The sequence below is a fragment of the Alteromonas sp. McT4-15 genome, assembly GCF_020515205.1.
Taxonomy (GTDB): Bacteria; Pseudomonadota; Gammaproteobacteria; order Enterobacterales; family Alteromonadaceae; genus Alteromonas.
In genome coordinates this window covers 21,471-37,239 of the sequence record NZ_JAJALG010000004.1, presented here as the reverse complement: position 1 = coordinate 37,239, position 15,769 = coordinate 21,471, and the positions used below count along the sequence as shown (strand labels likewise).

At 44.9% G+C, this 15,769-nt stretch carries 20 protein-coding genes; 4 read left to right on the top strand and 16 right to left on the bottom strand.

The window, feature by feature from the left end:
* Positions 1–24 precede the first annotated feature (24 nt).
* Positions 25–276: a ubiquinone biosynthesis accessory factor UbiK gene (gene ubiK, locus LHL20_RS04700; RefSeq protein WP_202263084.1), complete on the top strand. Its 252-nt coding sequence runs from the start codon at positions 25–27 to the stop codon at positions 274–276.
* Positions 277–388: 112 nt separating this feature from the next.
* On the opposite strand, the gene LHL20_RS04695 is transcribed toward ubiK, so the two are convergent.
* The 4 genes from LHL20_RS04695 to LHL20_RS04680 form a co-directional block, all read right to left on the bottom strand.
* A complete protein-coding gene (locus LHL20_RS04695) occupies positions 389–694 on the bottom strand; it encodes a helix-turn-helix domain-containing protein (protein WP_226432439.1) in 306 nt (101 codons plus the stop codon).
* A gap of 1 nt (position 695) precedes the next feature.
* Positions 696–1,067: a type II toxin-antitoxin system RelE/ParE family toxin gene (locus LHL20_RS04690; protein WP_226432438.1), complete on the bottom strand. Its 372-nt coding sequence runs from the start codon at positions 1,065–1,067 to the stop codon at positions 696–698.
* Between the two features lie 206 nt (positions 1,068–1,273).
* Entirely contained in the window at positions 1,274–2,134 is an 861-nt protein-coding gene (ubiA, locus tag LHL20_RS04685) for a 4-hydroxybenzoate octaprenyltransferase (RefSeq protein WP_226432437.1), read from the bottom strand.
* Positions 2,131–2,688, bottom strand: coding sequence for a chorismate--pyruvate lyase family protein (locus LHL20_RS04680; RefSeq protein ID WP_226432436.1), 558 nt, complete (start codon positions 2,686–2,688; stop codon positions 2,131–2,133). Before LHL20_RS04680 ends, ubiA begins: the two co-directional genes overlap by 4 nt.
* Before the next feature lie 209 nt (positions 2,689–2,897).
* Between LHL20_RS04680 and LHL20_RS04675 the strand changes: the two genes are divergently transcribed.
* Positions 2,898–3,314 (top strand): flagellar basal body-associated protein FliL, encoded by a 417-nt coding sequence (locus tag LHL20_RS04675; protein ID WP_202263080.1) that lies wholly within the window; start codon positions 2,898–2,900, stop codon positions 3,312–3,314.
* Between the two features lie 47 nt (positions 3,315–3,361).
* Here LHL20_RS04675 and glpG read toward each other — a convergent pair whose 3' ends face one another.
* The 8 genes from glpG to LHL20_RS04635 form a co-directional block, all read right to left on the bottom strand.
* A complete protein-coding gene (gene glpG, locus LHL20_RS04670; RefSeq protein WP_226432435.1) occupies positions 3,362–4,243 on the bottom strand; it encodes a rhomboid family intramembrane serine protease GlpG in 882 nt (293 codons plus the stop codon).
* Between the two features lie 104 nt (positions 4,244–4,347).
* Positions 4,348–4,659 (bottom strand): thiosulfate sulfurtransferase GlpE, encoded by a 312-nt coding sequence (gene glpE / locus LHL20_RS04665; protein WP_226432434.1) that lies wholly within the window; start codon positions 4,657–4,659, stop codon positions 4,348–4,350.
* Complete coding sequence (gene tdh / locus LHL20_RS04660; RefSeq protein WP_202263077.1) at positions 4,659–5,684, bottom strand: L-threonine 3-dehydrogenase; 1,026 nt, start codon at positions 5,682–5,684, stop codon at positions 4,659–4,661. Before tdh ends, glpE begins: the two co-directional genes overlap by 1 nt.
* Positions 5,681–6,877 carry a glycine C-acetyltransferase gene (gene kbl, locus LHL20_RS04655; RefSeq protein ID WP_202263076.1) on the bottom strand — a complete coding sequence of 399 codons (1,197 nt, stop codon included), beginning with the start codon at positions 6,875–6,877 and terminating at the stop codon, positions 5,681–5,683. Before kbl ends, tdh begins: the two co-directional genes overlap by 4 nt.
* A 164-nt stretch (positions 6,878–7,041) precedes the next feature.
* Entirely contained in the window at positions 7,042–9,486 is a 2,445-nt protein-coding gene (locus tag LHL20_RS04650; protein WP_226432433.1) for a putative bifunctional diguanylate cyclase/phosphodiesterase, read from the bottom strand.
* Positions 9,487–9,495: 9 nt separating this feature from the next.
* Positions 9,496–10,671, bottom strand: a complete 1,176-nt coding sequence (locus LHL20_RS04645) for a hypothetical protein (protein ID WP_226432432.1) — start codon at positions 10,669–10,671, stop codon at positions 9,496–9,498.
* Positions 10,668–11,141 (bottom strand): substrate-binding domain-containing protein, encoded by a 474-nt coding sequence (locus tag LHL20_RS04640; RefSeq protein ID WP_226432431.1) that lies wholly within the window; start codon positions 11,139–11,141, stop codon positions 10,668–10,670. Before LHL20_RS04640 ends, LHL20_RS04645 begins: the two co-directional genes overlap by 4 nt.
* An 89-nt stretch (positions 11,142–11,230) precedes the next feature.
* Positions 11,231–12,256 (bottom strand): glycosyltransferase family 9 protein, encoded by a 1,026-nt coding sequence (locus tag LHL20_RS04635; protein ID WP_319003210.1) that lies wholly within the window; start codon positions 12,254–12,256, stop codon positions 11,231–11,233.
* A gap of 72 nt (positions 12,257–12,328) precedes the next feature.
* On the opposite strand from LHL20_RS04635, the gene LHL20_RS04630 reads away from it, so the two are divergent.
* Together LHL20_RS04630 and coaD are read left to right on the top strand one after the other, a co-directional pair.
* Positions 12,329–13,060, top strand: coding sequence for a 3-deoxy-D-manno-octulosonic acid kinase (locus tag LHL20_RS04630; protein WP_226432430.1), 732 nt, complete (start codon positions 12,329–12,331; stop codon positions 13,058–13,060).
* 78 nt (positions 13,061–13,138) lie between these two features.
* Complete coding sequence (gene coaD, locus LHL20_RS04625) at positions 13,139–13,627, top strand: pantetheine-phosphate adenylyltransferase (protein WP_202263071.1); 489 nt, start codon at positions 13,139–13,141, stop codon at positions 13,625–13,627.
* 54 nt (positions 13,628–13,681) lie between these two features.
* Here coaD and mutM read toward each other — a convergent pair whose 3' ends face one another.
* From mutM to rpmB, 4 genes are all read right to left on the bottom strand, one after another.
* A complete protein-coding gene (gene mutM / locus LHL20_RS04620; protein WP_226432429.1) occupies positions 13,682–14,491 on the bottom strand; it encodes a bifunctional DNA-formamidopyrimidine glycosylase/DNA-(apurinic or apyrimidinic site) lyase in 810 nt (269 codons plus the stop codon).
* Positions 14,492–14,956, bottom strand: coding sequence for a hypothetical protein (locus LHL20_RS04615; protein WP_226432428.1), 465 nt, complete (start codon positions 14,954–14,956; stop codon positions 14,492–14,494). It lies immediately after the preceding gene.
* 220 nt (positions 14,957–15,176) lie between these two features.
* Entirely contained in the window at positions 15,177–15,332 is a 156-nt protein-coding gene (gene rpmG, locus LHL20_RS04610; protein ID WP_013786148.1) for a 50S ribosomal protein L33, read from the bottom strand.
* An 11-nt stretch (positions 15,333–15,343) separates the two neighbouring features.
* Positions 15,344–15,580, bottom strand: coding sequence for a 50S ribosomal protein L28 (gene rpmB / locus LHL20_RS04605; protein WP_012516576.1), 237 nt, complete (start codon positions 15,578–15,580; stop codon positions 15,344–15,346).
* Positions 15,581–15,769: the final 189 nt, after the last annotated feature.

The following is a 15,769-nucleotide window of genomic DNA, read 5'->3' as shown; positions in this document are numbered from 1 at the left end:
AGCTGCGCATTATAAGGGAATTCCATGTTGGATCCGAAGAAACTCGAAGATTTAGCGAAACAAATTGCTGATGCCATTCCACCTGGCGTTAAAAACATGGCTGAAGAAGCCGAAGGCAGAGTAAAGACAGTATTGCAGTCTCAGCTGTCGAAGCTAGACCTAGTCACTCGCGAAGAGTTTGATATTCAAAGCCAAGTACTTATTCGCACCCGCGAAAAACTCGATGCCATGGAAGCAAGAATGGCAGAACTTGAAGCAAAACTAGCCGAAAAGTAATAACACATTTTGGATGATAAAAGCGCCTAAAAGGCGCTTTTTTGCATAAAATTTATCTGAAATGAACTGTTTTAACGCTCTCGTCTTTCAAATAGTGTGCTTCACACTCTCACTAGACAAGAATTTCTAAGCCTTTTTGAGCAACTAAGTTAAGCAGTTTCAGAGAGGTTCCCCTAGGTCTTTTAGTGCCTTGCTCCCATTGCCTCACCGTAGATGGCGTAGTATTTAAATAAGCTGCAAAAACGGCTTGGCTCACACGCTCTTTCTCTCTAATTGCTTTTATTTTACTACCATCATACTGTTCTATTTTAGGCAAACATAATGCGTCAAACTGTTGCATAGTTTGGATATCCATTACGCCTGCATCATTCAAGTCTTTCGCCGTGTTGTGCACCACATCTAAAATACTGTCTTTCATATCACTCCACCTCTTCAATACCGCCAGCCTCAATTGCTTGCCTTAGCTGCACATCGTTGTAACTCAGCAATTCTTTCGCTAAATGCTTTAGTGCCTTTAGCTCGTTAGCATTGACGTTCGAACGTACACGTTTGGCAAAACCGTATATAAAAAATACCTTATCTCCCGTTTGGAAAACCACAATAGTTCTAAAGCCACCACGTTTACCTTGGCGTTGTGCAATGCGTTTTTTAAAAACATGGCCACCTAAGTCTGCGTCAACCAGCCCCGCGTTAATCTCTTCTATCGCGACTTTTAACGCTTCGTCCTTTAACCCGTATTTATTCGCCCACCTTGAGAACCATTTTGATTTGAATATGCGCACAGGATCCATCCCATGGAAAGTATAACACTTAGTGATACACCTTTCATTTGGTGAAGCACTCTGTTTTTGAAACATCAGAATTATGATCAGAAGGCTTGTGCTAGTTCACAAGCCTTTATTTATGCTAGAGCAGCTCGCTTTTGCTACCAAGGGGACATGAGTACAGTTTTAGAAGACTACGTACATTCTATAAACAACTATTTCGCGTTAAACCGCTACGCCAAATAAAAATGCAGTGCCGTACCAAGGGTGATGGCTAAGCCAATATAGTGATTTTCAAGGAAGGCTTTGAAGCAGCCTTCTCGTTGCCTGCGTTTTATCAGCTGGTACTGACGTACGCATAGCAACGCAGAAAATAGAATAGCGCCGTAATAGGGCCAAGTGGCGTCGATGGCGTAACCAATACACCACAGAATAATTAAGGCAATTGCTTGTAGTAGCATAACGATGCGCACATCGTTTTTGCCAAACAGTATCGCCGTTGATTTAACACCTATTTGAAGGTCGTCGTCACGGTCTACCATGGCGTACATAGTATCATAAGCGACCGTCCATAAAAGGTTCGCAACAAATAACCACCACGCGTAAGCAGGCACCGTTTCTAGCACAGCCATAAATGCCATGGGGATGGCCCAACCAAACGCTGCGCCAAGCACCACTTGTGGCAAATGAGTGTAGCGCTTCATAAAAGGGTAAGACGAGGCAAGCAACAACGCCACCACAGATAGCGCAATGGTTTGCCAATTAAGAAACAGCACCAACACAAACGCCAACGCAATAAGACCGCCAAACAAGGTAAGTGCCTGTTTTGGTGTAACTTCACCTGTAGCCAAAGGGCGCGCTGCTGTGCGCTTTACGCTACCGTCGACTTTTCTATCGGCGTAGTCATTTATTACGCAACCTGCCGAACGCATTACAACAACACCCGCAACAAAAATGACTAAAATGCTTAAAGGCGGTAGCCCTTGCGCCGCCATAAGTAGCGCCCACATCGTAGGCCACAGCAAAAGGTAAATACCTACCGGTTTATCTAGTCGCATTAAGCGTGCGTATGCACCAAGGGTTGCTTTGCTCATAGTGATAACTCGTTGCTGAAAGCATGTGTATAGGCCGGTGATTCCGGCAAGAAAACTTCCGCCACTATCATGCTTTGCCCCTCTAAGGTGAACATTGAACGGCGCCCCCATAATGCTTGCGTTTTTCTATAACCAAGCGCGGTTGCATCAAGCGTACACACTTCAAAGGCAGAGCGAATGAAACGTGCATCGTTAAACAACCGCTTGCCTAGAGGTTCACGGCCTAGGTTTGATAGTTCTGCATCAATAATGGCCTGAGGAATAATAGAGCGAGCAAATACCCAAGGCTGTTCGTCACCACACAACAAGATTTCACGCACTTGATACGACGTATTGCCATTACTGACCAGCATCGATAGCTCGTTTGGGTGTGGTATACGAGAGTCTTGCCCTAATAATTCAAGTGAAAAATGCTGGCACGACGACTGCACTCGCTCGGTTAACGAGCCAGTATCAAGTAACCAGTTTTTTAAGTTGGCATCAGATAGACTGATCCCCTCTGGGCGCTGCCAGTTAACCGCTAAGCCTACGGGATAAGAGGCGTTAAAACTCACGTGAAAAGCTCGTATTATTAATCTGTTAGTATGATACCACGTATAATGTATGTGTCAGCGACAATGACGCTAAAGCATAATTATGTAGCCTATTCTCGTTAACGCTCACATTTTTTGTAGTGCTACTACTTTTGCAGTAGTGCGTTTAAGTGCAGTTTTGCTACACTACCAGTGATTTTATTTTTTTCTTTGGTCTTTTGGCTTTTACCATGCTTAAGTCTTTATTCGTACGTTGTTTTTTATTGAGTTGTTTTGTTTTAGGCGCTAGTGCACCTGCATTAGCACAGGATAAAGCAAGCTACGCTTATTTGGGTCTAGAGCCTGAAATTGTGACTAACTATATCAGTGATAGTTCGGCCAAGCTCGGTTATGTACGCGTGTCGGTAGAGCTTATGATCCACGATGTAAGCCAGCTTGAAATTGCTGAGCACCATTTGCCATTGCTGCGCGCCACCGCAATAGAAATTTTTGGTCAACAGCCCTCTGAGAAAGTTAAGTCGCTCACGGGCCGCGAAGATATTCGCCGCGCTATTTTGAAGGCGCTGCAAGATCATATGAAACAAGAAACTGGCGGCGAAGTGATTAAAAACGTAATTTTTACGAAATACTTGTATCAAGGCGCTTAAGCTAAAGTCGCTATAACGCTATTTTGAAGTACGCAGAAAAGCGAGCATTAGCTCGCTTTTTTTGACCCTAGGCTCAGTAACGCTGCAAGTAAACAGCCTGAGATAAGCCCCGCAGTATGAGCAGCGTTTGCCATGCTCACCCACAAGATATCGGCATAGCCTAATACCAGCCATACCAACATAAAGCCCACTATCGAGTTAGGTAGCGACAAGCCCCAATTCGGGCGTAGCCAACCAAGCCACCACACAAAACCCATAACGGCATACACAACCCCAGACAGGCCACCAAACAGGAACATATTATTGCTCATTGGCTCGCTAAATAATGCCTGGGCACCATTTGACACAACCGCTGACACCACAAACACTATCAACAACATGCTTAGCCCAAAGGTGCGCTCTATTTTAGCCCCCAGCATCGCCCACCACAGCAAATTAAATACAATATGCAGTATGGAAAAATGAATAAAAGCCGGGCCTAGCAGTCGCCACCATTCATGATTTTCGGCCAGCACTGAAAATGGCTGCATAAGTAAATGCTTGGCTATAGGAGCAAACAATCCCAGCAGCGAGAGCCCATAAATGACCGCACACAGCAGGAAGACTACTGTTGTGAAGGGAGCACTTTTGGCATCGCTGATAATAGTAGCTGCTGAAAATCCACTTGGAGTACGTGCCAAGCGCACGTTTTTGCCGTTATCCCAGGCGGCCTGCTGATACTTGGGATCGGTGGGATTATTTACAAAGTCTTGCGCTATTGCCTGCGCTCTTTCAGTGTGCTCGTCGTTAGCGAGTACAACAACAAACTCGTTGTTGTCGGTTGCGTTAGTGTGCTGCACTACATTGGCGGGAATTTGCTGGCTTGTTAAATAGTTTGCAAGAAGATGCGCCGGACTTTGTTGATTGAAGGCGATTAATGGCTGACCCATGAATACGTGAAATCCCTAGACGGTCGTTGATTGAAATGAATATACCTTATGGATTGTGTTCAAAACAAAAAAATAAAGGTGCGTAATGCACCTTTATTTACTTTTTATTCCGTCACTACCGGGTTGGCTGAGCGCCACGCTTCAAAGCCACCATCCATGCTGTACACGGTTTCAAAGCCTTGCTGTGCGATAACCTGTGCAGCCTGCTGACTGCTCACTCCGTGATAGCACACCACAACCACAGGCGTATCTTTCGGGGTTTGATCGATAAACGCTGCGAAATTGTCATTGTTTAACGGTGCTGCGTTCGGCATGTGCCCATTAGCAAATGATTGGGGGTCGCGAATATCAACAATGGCTACATCGCCTTGGAAATTCGCTACGTCTTGTACGCTAATGTGTGAAAATGTTGTCATTATTGCCAGTCCAAAATAACTTTGCCTGATTGTCCTGAGCCCATGGTATCAAACCCTTTCTGAAAGTCATCAATGGAAAAGGTGTGAGTGATAATAGGCGACAAATCAAGACCACTTTGTAGCAAACTTGCCATTTTGTACCAGGTTTCAAACATTTCGCGACCGTAGATACCTTTAATTACCAGCCCTTTAAAAATAACTTGGTTCCAATCTACCGCTACGTCCTGCGGGGGAATACCCAACATAGCAATCTTACCGCCGTGGTTCATCTTGTTTAGCATGTCGCGAAATGCCACTGGCACGCCTGACATTTCTAAGCCGACATCGAAGCCTTCCGTCATGCCTAATTCGTTCATCACGTCTTTTAAGTCTTCTTTGCTCACATCTACGGCGCGAGTTGCCCCCATTTTCTTCGCCAATTCTAGACGATAGGGGTTGATATCGGTCACGACAACATGGCGAGCACCTACGTGTTTTGCTACCGCCGCAGCCATAATACCGATAGGGCCTGCGCCAGTAATAAGAACGTCTTCGCCGACTAAGTCGAAGCTCAATGCAGTATGCACAGCGTTACCAAACGGGTCGAAGATAGAAGCAAGGTCGTCGCTAATATTGTCTGGTATTTTAAACGCGTTAAACGCGGGTATAACCAGGTATTCTGCAAAGGCGCCCGGACGATTTACCCCGACTCCTTCAGTATTACGGCACAAATGACGGCGCCCAGCGCGACAGTTTCGGCAATGTCCACATGTAATGTGTCCTTCGCCCGACACACGGTCACCCACGTTGAAGCCTTTTACTTCTTCACCCATGCCAACCACTTCACCTACGTACTCATGCCCTACTACCATAGGCACGGGGATTGTGTTTTGTGACCACTCATCCCAGTTATAAATGTGCATGTCAGTACCGCAAATTGCCGTTTTGCGAATTTTGATGAGTAGGTCGTTGTGGCCCACTTCAGGCTTTGGCGTGTCTTGAAGCCAAATGCCTTTCTCTGCTTTCGCTTTAACTAACGACTTCATGAAATTACTCCCATTTCACGACCTACTTCAATAAACGCGTCGACTGCTTTATCAACGTGTTCTAGGCTGTGACCTGCTGACATTTGAGTACGAATACGCGCCTGACCTTTCGGTACAACTGGGTACGAGAAGCCAATAACGTAAATACCTTTCTCAAGCAGTTTGTCAGCCATGTCACTGGCTAAGCGAGCGTCACCTAACATAACAGGAATAATAGCGTGATCTTTACCTGCAAGTGTAAAGCCGGCTTCTTCCATACGCGTGCGGAAATGGTTTGCATTACGCCATAGTTGAGCACGAAGCGCGTCGCCCTCTTTCATCATTTCGAACACTTTAATTGATGCAGATACAATGGGTGGCGCAACAGAGTTTGAGAACAAGTAAGGGCGCGAACGCTGACGTAGCCATTCAACGACTTCTTTTTTGCCCGAAGTATAACCACCAGACGCACCGCCTAGGGCTTTACCTAATGTACCGGTAATGATGTCAACACGGCCCATTACACCGCAGTACTCATGGCTACCACGACCATTTTCACCCAAGAAACCCGTAGCGTGACAATCGTCTACCATTACCATGGCATCGTATTTGTCCGCTAAATCACAAATTGACGCTAGGTCGGCAATAACGCCGTCCATTGAGAAAACACCGTCTGTTGCGATAAGTTTAAAGCGAGCGCCATCGGCATCAGCTTGTTTAAGCTGCTCTTCTAATGCGGCCATGTCGTTATTGGCATAGCGATAACGTTTTGCTTTACACAAACGCACACCATCGATAATGCTGGCGTGATTTAGCGCGTCAGAAATAATGGCATCTTCTGGGCCAAGTAACGTTTCAAACAAACCGCCGTTTGCGTCGAAGCACGATGGGTAAAGAATGGTATCTTCTGTGCCTAGAAAGTCACTAATAGCACTTTCTAGTTGCTTGTGAATGTCTTGAGTGCCGCAGATAAAGCGTACCGATGCTACACCAAAGCCATGGCTATCTAAGCCTTGTTTTGCGGCGTCGATTAAGCTGTCGTTGTTTGCTAATCCAAGGTAGTTGTTGGCACAAAAGTTAATTACGTGTTCGCCATTAGCTACGCCGATGTCAGCTTGTTGCTGAGACGTAATTACACGTTCTTTTTTGTACAAACCATCTTGTTTGGTGGCTTCAATTTGCGATTGCAAATGAGAAATAAATGCCGCAGACATGCCATTCTCCGAGTGTAGGTATATATAAAACCGCTAGTTTAATGAAAGCAGCCTTATGGGTACACACTCTTGCGCTGTATTTAACGCCTTAAACGACAAACTTTGTAAATTATTTAGCACACCATTGGCTCTTTTAAGGGAATGGTGTGCTTTTTATTGGGTACCTAGGCTGACTCTTTCCAAAAACCCAGTGACACTTTGTCGTGAAGTACGTCCCAAATAGCAGATTCAGGAATAGGTTTACTGATTAAGTAGCCTTGCCCAATATGGCAATCGAAATGACACAAGAGCTCGTATTGCTCACCAGACTCGATCCCTTCAGCAACGACTTCCATCCCCATGTTACTCACCATCGCGATAGTGGAATGCACAATATTTCTGTCGTCGGCACTGTTGGCAATATTGGCAACAAAAGAGCGGTCAATTTTAATGAAATCCGCTGGTAGCGCTTTTAAGTAGCTCAGCGAAGAATAGCCCGTTCCGAAGTCATCAATAGCAATCATACAACCCATGTCGCGAATAGTGCGCATAATGCCTGTTGCTCTGTCTATGTCAGACACCAGTACGGTTTCTGTGAGCTCTAGGCACACTTGCTCTGGTGCAATTTCGTTCTGAATAATTTGCTGTTGTAGAAACTCAGGCAAACTAGGGTCAAGAAATTGCCCAGCCGACAAGTTGATGGCTAATTTAAGATCGCGGTATCCGTTGTTTTTAAGCTCTCGAATGATGTTGGTTGACCGTGTAACAACCCAATAATCGAGCTCTAACATAAAAGAAGTGTTTTCAAGCAGCGGAATGAATTCAGCAGGTGATATATCACCCTTGGTAGGATGTGCCCAGCGCAGCAATGCTTCAAAACCCACTAACTTACCGGTATGCATTTCGACTTGAGGCTGTAGCGCCAAAGAGAACTGATTGTCGCGTAGGGCCTCGCGCGCCTCCGATTCTAGTTCTACCTTTTGCATTACCTTTAAATTCATGGTGGCATCGTACACCCGATACCCTGCACCTTTTTTCGCTTTTGCTTCGTACATTGCAATGTCAGCGTGACGCAAAAGCTCTACTGGCGTAGCGCGAGCATGACTGGTGATTGCAATACCTATGCTAATAGAGACGTAAAAAGAGGTGCCGTCTACCTCAATGGGCTTATTAAACTCATCTATAAGTTTTTGCGCAACAATATCCACCTGCTTTTTGGTTTCAATGTTAGACAGCAATACCACAAACTCGTCACCACCAAAGCGCGACGCAATGTCTGTTTCGCGTATGGGTTTGGAAATACGCATAGCCGCCGCTTTTAGCAATTTATCTCCAACGTCATGGCCGTGACTGTCGTTTACCTTCTTAAAGTCGTCCAAATCCATAAACATAAGTGCCACTATGCGGTCATCGCGCAAAGAACCAGCCAGTTGTTTCTCAATTTGAAACGTAAGCATATTGCGATTAGGCAACCCAGTGAGCACATCAAACATTGCCATTTTTTCTAATTTAGCAGTGTTAACCGCCATTTGGCCGTCGAAGCTTTCTAGTTGTCTAGCTAAGTTATTGGCGGCGTCTTCAACCACATCCAGTTCGTCAGTTAAGTTAAAAAACGGCTTTTTCCTGCGTTTTGCAGCAGAGGTGTAGAACTCGTTAAATTTGTGATCAGCCAGCATGGGCAAACGCTCACTTACGCCCAGAAGACGCGTGCGATACTGATTTAGAAATATATACAGCAATAATGAGAACACACAAAACAGCGCTATAGCACTTGAGATAACAATTACCTGATATTGCTTATTTTGCTGCACCATTGCTGTTATATCTTGCACAATGAGCAAGTAAGGATCATCGCCACTAGCATGGCTAAAGGGCAATAGGCTGACCAGCAATTGCTGACTACCCAATGGTACGTTCATACCTCGAATGATTAAATCATCCAATGACCAACCGGCGGGAAAAGCTAATAGAAGATTGTTCAAATACTGCCTGTTTGCCGCAGACAATTGACTAGCAACCACTAATTGAGGATTGCCTAGAGGTGTATTTTTTTGTTGCACTATGGCCACTTTGTGTACATCTGTAGCGCGACTGAAAAGATACAGTAGCTCTCGCATAGAAGTAGACACCACAATAACAGGAATATTATCTGTACTGGCCATAACGGGAATAGAGATGTAGTGCGTGCACACTCTGGTACAAGAGAGTATTGAGCGGCTTTCGAATGACGCGCGAGTAGTACTCACAAGTTGAGACACTGCATCGCTAACCTTAATATTGTCTTTGTTAATTGCACCAGCTTGGTCAAACAGAAGCAGCTGCTCTACTTGAAAGTTAAGAATGAGATATTCACTTAAGCTGTTAAGCGTTGTGTGCAGTTCATCTAAATTGACATTGGTTGGATCGCTACGGTGGCTAATGATGTCAATCAGCGTAATCATACGGTTGTGTAGAATTTCCTCGAACAATTGCACCCGTCGTTGATGGCTAATTTGATTTTCACGTTGCTCCCGTAATACACGCGCATCTGACTCTTTGATAAGCACAGTAGAAATAACCACAGTAACGGTAAGTACCATGGCTAAAAGGATGACAATGGTCTTGGTGGTAAAAGAGACGCGAACGGTCATAGTCCTACCTTAGAACCAATACATCAATTGCACAGACCACATTTCCCACCCTTTTTGCGCATGAGATGCAACGTCTCGATTGAGTAAACTGACCACGCGCGTGGCGCCATCTACCCAGTGGTATTCTCCTTGAAGACGCCATTTAGGTGCGATGTCATAACGAAAACCCAATGTAATGGTATCTTGATAGCCAAAATAGGCGGGAATTGTGCCGCCAGACAGTGCCTCTAGTCTTTCGCCGTTCGGGTCTGATTCATCATTCACATAAGTGTCGTAACCCAAAAGACCGCTGAACTGACTGTTGAATAAGTAGCGAACCTGTATAAAGCCACCTTCTCCACGTCTTCTGTCAACAAAGTCAGGTGCAAATAAGCCTTCGCTATCTTGTATTTCTCTTACAAGTTCAGACGACACCTCCCAGTTTTCCGCAAAATATTGGGCCGATATCATCATTCTACGAATATTTGCGCTACCCGCTAAACGATTGTCCATATCTGCTGGAGAATAGGTGAAGTCAGAGTCTAATAAACTCGCGCCCACTTTCCACGCCATGGTTGCAGGCTGCCAGAACACACTTGCTTGGTGCACAAAATCTTGCTTGATAGTGCCTTTTGCTTCATCACCTAATAAAAAGTCACGCTGAGAGTCATTGATAGAAGAGCGGCCGTAACTCCAGTTAATTTCCCAAATATTATGCTTACCATAATGGGCAAAGCTAGCAAGCAGCCCATTGCTGCCAAGTGCAACATCGCGAAAACCATCGAAATAGACTGACTGCGGCAATACAGATGTATACCGGGTCTGCGGTACATCGCGCGTTACTGAGTAAAGCCAGTGGCGATTTTTAAAGCGACCCGCATGAATATTCGCTTGCCACCCGCCAATGAGGTTGGGCAACTTCCAGTCCACAAATAAGTAATCTAAACGCGTGCCCTGCTCGAAACGATTGCCACCATCGAGGTAATTTACTTGGCCAGCTATGGAAATGTTCTCTGCCAGTTGATAATAACCATTAAAGCCTATTTCGGTGAGCTCACTGGTAATATCATTATCATCAGTAATGAAAGTACTGTCTTTCGACTGAGTAATACCTTGTGACAAGTAACCATGCCAAGAAAAGTTTGTATGATTTGCTTTTGCTGTCGCACTGACAAAACACAACGCGAATAACCATTTTAGTTTCATGATTCTTCCACCTCAACGCGTCGTAGATTGACTACCTCAGAAGTCTCTAAGTAGCCTATTGCGCCTTTTGTACTCTCAAGCGCTTCAATGAGTGCTTGATAAGAAGATACACGTACAGGGGTCACGCCTTGGCCTGAGTACGTAATTTGGTCCCAAAGGCGGGACAACTGATAAGGGAACATTTGTAGAACGTCTCGACAGAATTGTTTATGTAGTTCGTTATTGTCGTGCAGTACGAATACTGTGATTTTAGTGCCGTCGCTCCAGTACTGTCGATGGCCGGTGAATATCTGACGAAGATCAGTGCGATTTAGCTCAGTCACTGAAACACTCTCATTCACCATGACATAAAGCTCTGCGGCATCAGCCCGTGACGCGCAGGCAAAAAAGACAATACTGACAAGTATTGCTTTTGGTATGCGTTTATAGTCAAAAACCACAGACAGCCATCGCAAAGCGGGCTTTTTCATTTGGTAACGACTCCCTGTTATTTCAAAGGAACACTTCGCAATGCTAAGTGTAGATAGTAGTTGATACTTTTACCTTACAATTACGTAAATTAACCTACAAATGGCACGATTTTTTGTTTTACCATCTCAACGGAAATTTTTTCCATCAAATCGCTTCCCTTGGCTCGGGTTCCCCATGCTAACTCTGTCCAAGGTTTACCCTTTTGCTTTTCTACGCACTCGTCATACACCGAGACCACATTGTCTAAGTTGTTGTATGGTCCAGTTCGACGGGGGTTCGAATGTGCGTATAGCCCAATTACCGGTGTACCCACTGTAGTTGCCATATGTGCTGGGCCAGTGTCAGGCGCAATTACTAGCATAGCGTGCTGTAATAACATGAGTAACTGGTGCAAAGAGGTTTGCCCAGTGTAATCGAGAAGCTCGGTGCTAGCATGCGCTTTTATGGCATCTGCTGTTTCTCTATCTAGCTTTCCGGGGCCGCCGCACAGTATCACAGTCACGTCTTTTGATTGGATATAATCGGCTATACTTGCGTATCGTTCTGGTAACCAATTTCTTTCTGCTTTACTGGCCGCTGGTGAAATAACGACATATTTTCCTAGTGAGTTCGCTTGTTTTTCTCCCCATAGGTGATCGTCTTCAGATACGGGAATGGCCCAAGATGGCGTTAAAACTTTAGGCACACCTAAGGCGTCAGCAAAGTCCATAAAGCCATCAAGCACATGGGCATGACGATTAGCTGCTATGCGTTTATTAGCGAATAACCAATGCAGCTCTTTACTGCGCGCCCAATCAAAGCCAATTCGTTGTTTCGCTTTTATTACCCGCGACGCCAAGTTGGCGCGTAGTGCAACTTGCATCATGAGTAGCGCATCAAATGTTTCGCCCGCCACGGCCTGTTTCAATGCTTCAACAGCGACTTTGCCCTGTGACTTATCAAACACAATAAAGCGGATATTTGGCATGAGCTTAAGCAGTTGATACTCAATCTTGCCAATAACCCACGTAATTTCAGCATCGGGCCACTGAGTTTGAATTCGAGTTACCATGGCAGCTGCGTGACAAACATCACCTATTGCCGATAAACGCATTAAACAAATCTTTTTTCCCACAGAAGCTCTCTCGTTGCTGAAAAACCAAAATAAATCATTAGAATGTGAAATTTACCATAAGTTGTGGGCAACATGGCGACAATACGACGAGACATAGGTGCAGGACACCATTTTATTTTCGACGATAGCTTGGTGAGTCAACCAAACGAAGATATGTTCACGCCACACTTTTGGCACCTAGAAAACAAAGTAACAGGGCAAGCAAAGGGCCGTGGTACGACCATTTTCATTGAACACGAGCACCAGCATTGGGTGCTGCGTCATTACATACGCGGCGGCCTTGTAGGTAAGTTGCTCAGTGACCAATATGCCTTTTTGGGTGTTGAACGTTCTCGTCCGTTTGAAGAGTTCAGGCTACTTGCGCATATGCGCGACAAAGGGCTTCGCGTACCAGTACCTGTTGCTGCCCGTATTCATCGTCGAGGGGTTATTTACCGCGGCGACTTGATTACGCAAACCATTCCAAACAGTCATGATTTGCATAGAATGCTATGCGAAAAGCCGCTTAACGAAAGTGACTGGCAAAATGTTGGAAAAGCCTTAGCTGAAATGCATAACTGTCAGGTTTATCATCACGACGCTAATATTCGCAATATTATGATGGATGATAAGCGTGATATTTGGCTTATCGACTTTGATCGCTGCCATTATCGGTCCGGCGACAAGTGGAAAAAAGAAAACTTGGCTCGCCTACTTCGCTCATTGCATAAAGAGAAAGCCAAAAACCCTGTGTTTCATTGGCAAACTGAGCAATGGCAAAGCTGTATTGATGGTTACAACGCGGTAAGCAAAGCCGCGGTGTAATTGGTATATTCTGTCAATGTGTTACAGTAAAAACTCGTTGGCCTTCACCGTATTGTACTAACAAAAAGACTCAACCCTATGCATACCAGAGCACTTTATCCCGGCACTTTTGACCCTATAACTAACGGTCACGCAGATTTAATTGAACGTGCGTCTCAGCTATTTTCACATGTTATCGTGGCAATCGCCTCTAACCCCAGTAAAAAACCACTGTTCACGCTAGAAGAGCGTGTCGAGATGATAAAAAAGGTTACCGCTGACCTACCGAATGTTGAAGTCGTTGGCTTCACGGGCTTATTAGCGGATTTTGCTGACCAGCAAAATGCGACCATTCTTATTCGCGGGTTACGCGCGGTCTCAGACTTTGAATACGAGTTTCAACTTGCCAATATGAACCGCAGGCTAAACCCCAAACTTGAAAGCGTATTTCTTACTCCGGCTGAAGAAAATTCTTTTATCTCGTCGACATTAGTAAAAGAAGTCGCCCTTCACCGCGGTGCAGTTGACGGTTTTTGCCACCCAGTGGTGGAGCAAGCTCTGAAAGATAGATTGCACAAAAAAACGTAGATACGTGATTGAAAGTAGCATCTTAAGCAATAAAGACTTGCCAGATGCTACTTATCAGCGCTGGCACTGGGTGCAGAAAAAGGTATTACGCTGTCCAATTACCTTACTCTCTATGGCTTTTCCGCACACTTCACACGCTTCACCTTTGCGGCCATAAACATTTAAATGCTGTGCAAAATAGCCAGGTTTACCGTCGGTTTGAGCAAAATCTTTTAGCGTAGTACCACCTTGTTCAATAGCTTTTGCCAATACTTGCTTAATAGTTTGCGTAAGGCGCTTATAACGCTCTGCACTGATTTTGCCTGCAGGACGCCTAGGGTCGATACCAGCCAAAAATAAGGCTTCATTTGCGTAGATGTTGCCAACTCCAACCACAATAGCGTTGTCCATAATGAAGTTTTTCACTGGTCCCTTTCGATTTCTTGAAAGGGTAAATAAGCGTTTATCATCAAACTCATCAGTAAGAGGCTCTGGACCCAGATTTTCAAGCATACTGAGCGATGTATTGGGCGCTTGCCAAAGTAGTGCGCCGAAGCGCCTTGGATCGTTAAAACGCAAGCACTTGCCAGTCTCAAGTACAATATCTACATGGTCGTGTTTAATTACGGGAGTTTGCGCATCAATAACACGCAATTTGCCTGACATGCCGAGATGAAGGATCAAGGTGCCGACATCGGTTTCAATAAGCAGGTACTTCGCTCTTCGTTTAACGGCCTTGACAATATGGCCTTCAACACATGAAACCTCTTCTGGAATTGGCCAGCGCATCCTGCGCTCTCGCACAATAACGCGGCTAATCTTATTGCCAAGCAAATGAGGAGAAACGCCTAATCGGCTTACTTCGACTTCTGGTAATTCAGGCATCTATTGTATCCATGGAAGAAGTGTATTTAATTGCGCATTGGTAAGGGTGTACCAATTGTTATCAAATTTGACAACAGTGGGGCTCGTTTGAGGATAAAAGCCGTACACAAGCCCGTTAGTTTGGCCTGCAATCCAAACCACCACAACCAATGGCTGTGACGAAGATATTTGAGTAGGTACGCCCGAAATAGGCTCTAAGGCCGCTTGCTGCCACGCAGAAAATTGTTTATTTGGCGCGATGGCTACTCTTTCAGCTCGTGTTCGCTGGCGCCACAGTTGTCCGCTGCGCTCAAGCGTATTTTCATCGTGCTCTATTTTTAACACGTAAGCGTCTTGGGGCAGCAAGCTTTGATATTGCGGCACATCTTGCTTTGGTAAAAAGCTATCTATATTGAACAACGCGATCATTAAAAGCATAGCTATGATCACAACATTGTTCATTGCGCGTTGAGATATTCTTGCCACCGATGCTCCTTAAGCAATTATCATATCACGCTATAGTAAAGCCATAGTCGCACAGATGCCATGAAGAGTTGTTTACCTTTTTAACGCAACTCTTACACAACTAAACGCTAAGATCTAATCCACTGGATCCTGCCGTAAAATTGCGATCTCATAACGCAAAAAACCCGGCAAAGGCCGGGTTTTCGTGGAGACAAAAGCAAGTGCTCTTTCTAAAAGGGCTTTACTTGATTTTTGCCTCTTTGAACATAACGTGCTTACGCACAACAGGATCAAACTTTTTGATCTCCATTTTGCCAGGCATGTTACGCTTGTTCTTATCAGTAGTGTAGAAGAAACCTGTACCTGCTGAAGAAACTAGTTTAATTTTATCACGCATTGTCGGCTTCCTTAGATTTTCTCACCACGGGCACGGATGTCAGTTAGTACTGAATCAATACCTTTCTTATCGATGATACGCATGCCTTTCGCAGACAAACGTAGTTTAACAAAACGGCTTTCGCTCTCAACCCAAAAACGGTGTGTTTGAAGGTTTGGTAAAAAGCGACGACGAGTCGCATTTCGTGCGTGTGAACGGTTATTACCAACCGTTGGACGCTTACCTGTTACTTGACATACTCTTGACATTGTATTTGTCTCCAGAACAACGATAACTGTCGCGTCAGTCAATCCCACCACTCAAACAGTCGTTGGGTCAAATGACGTATTACTATAAATTAGAGGGCGCATTTTATACAGCAAAGGCAGGATCATTTCAATAAGAAACTACAAAAAGGTTACTTTTTAGCTGTTTTATGCTTAAAAAACTGCCACCCT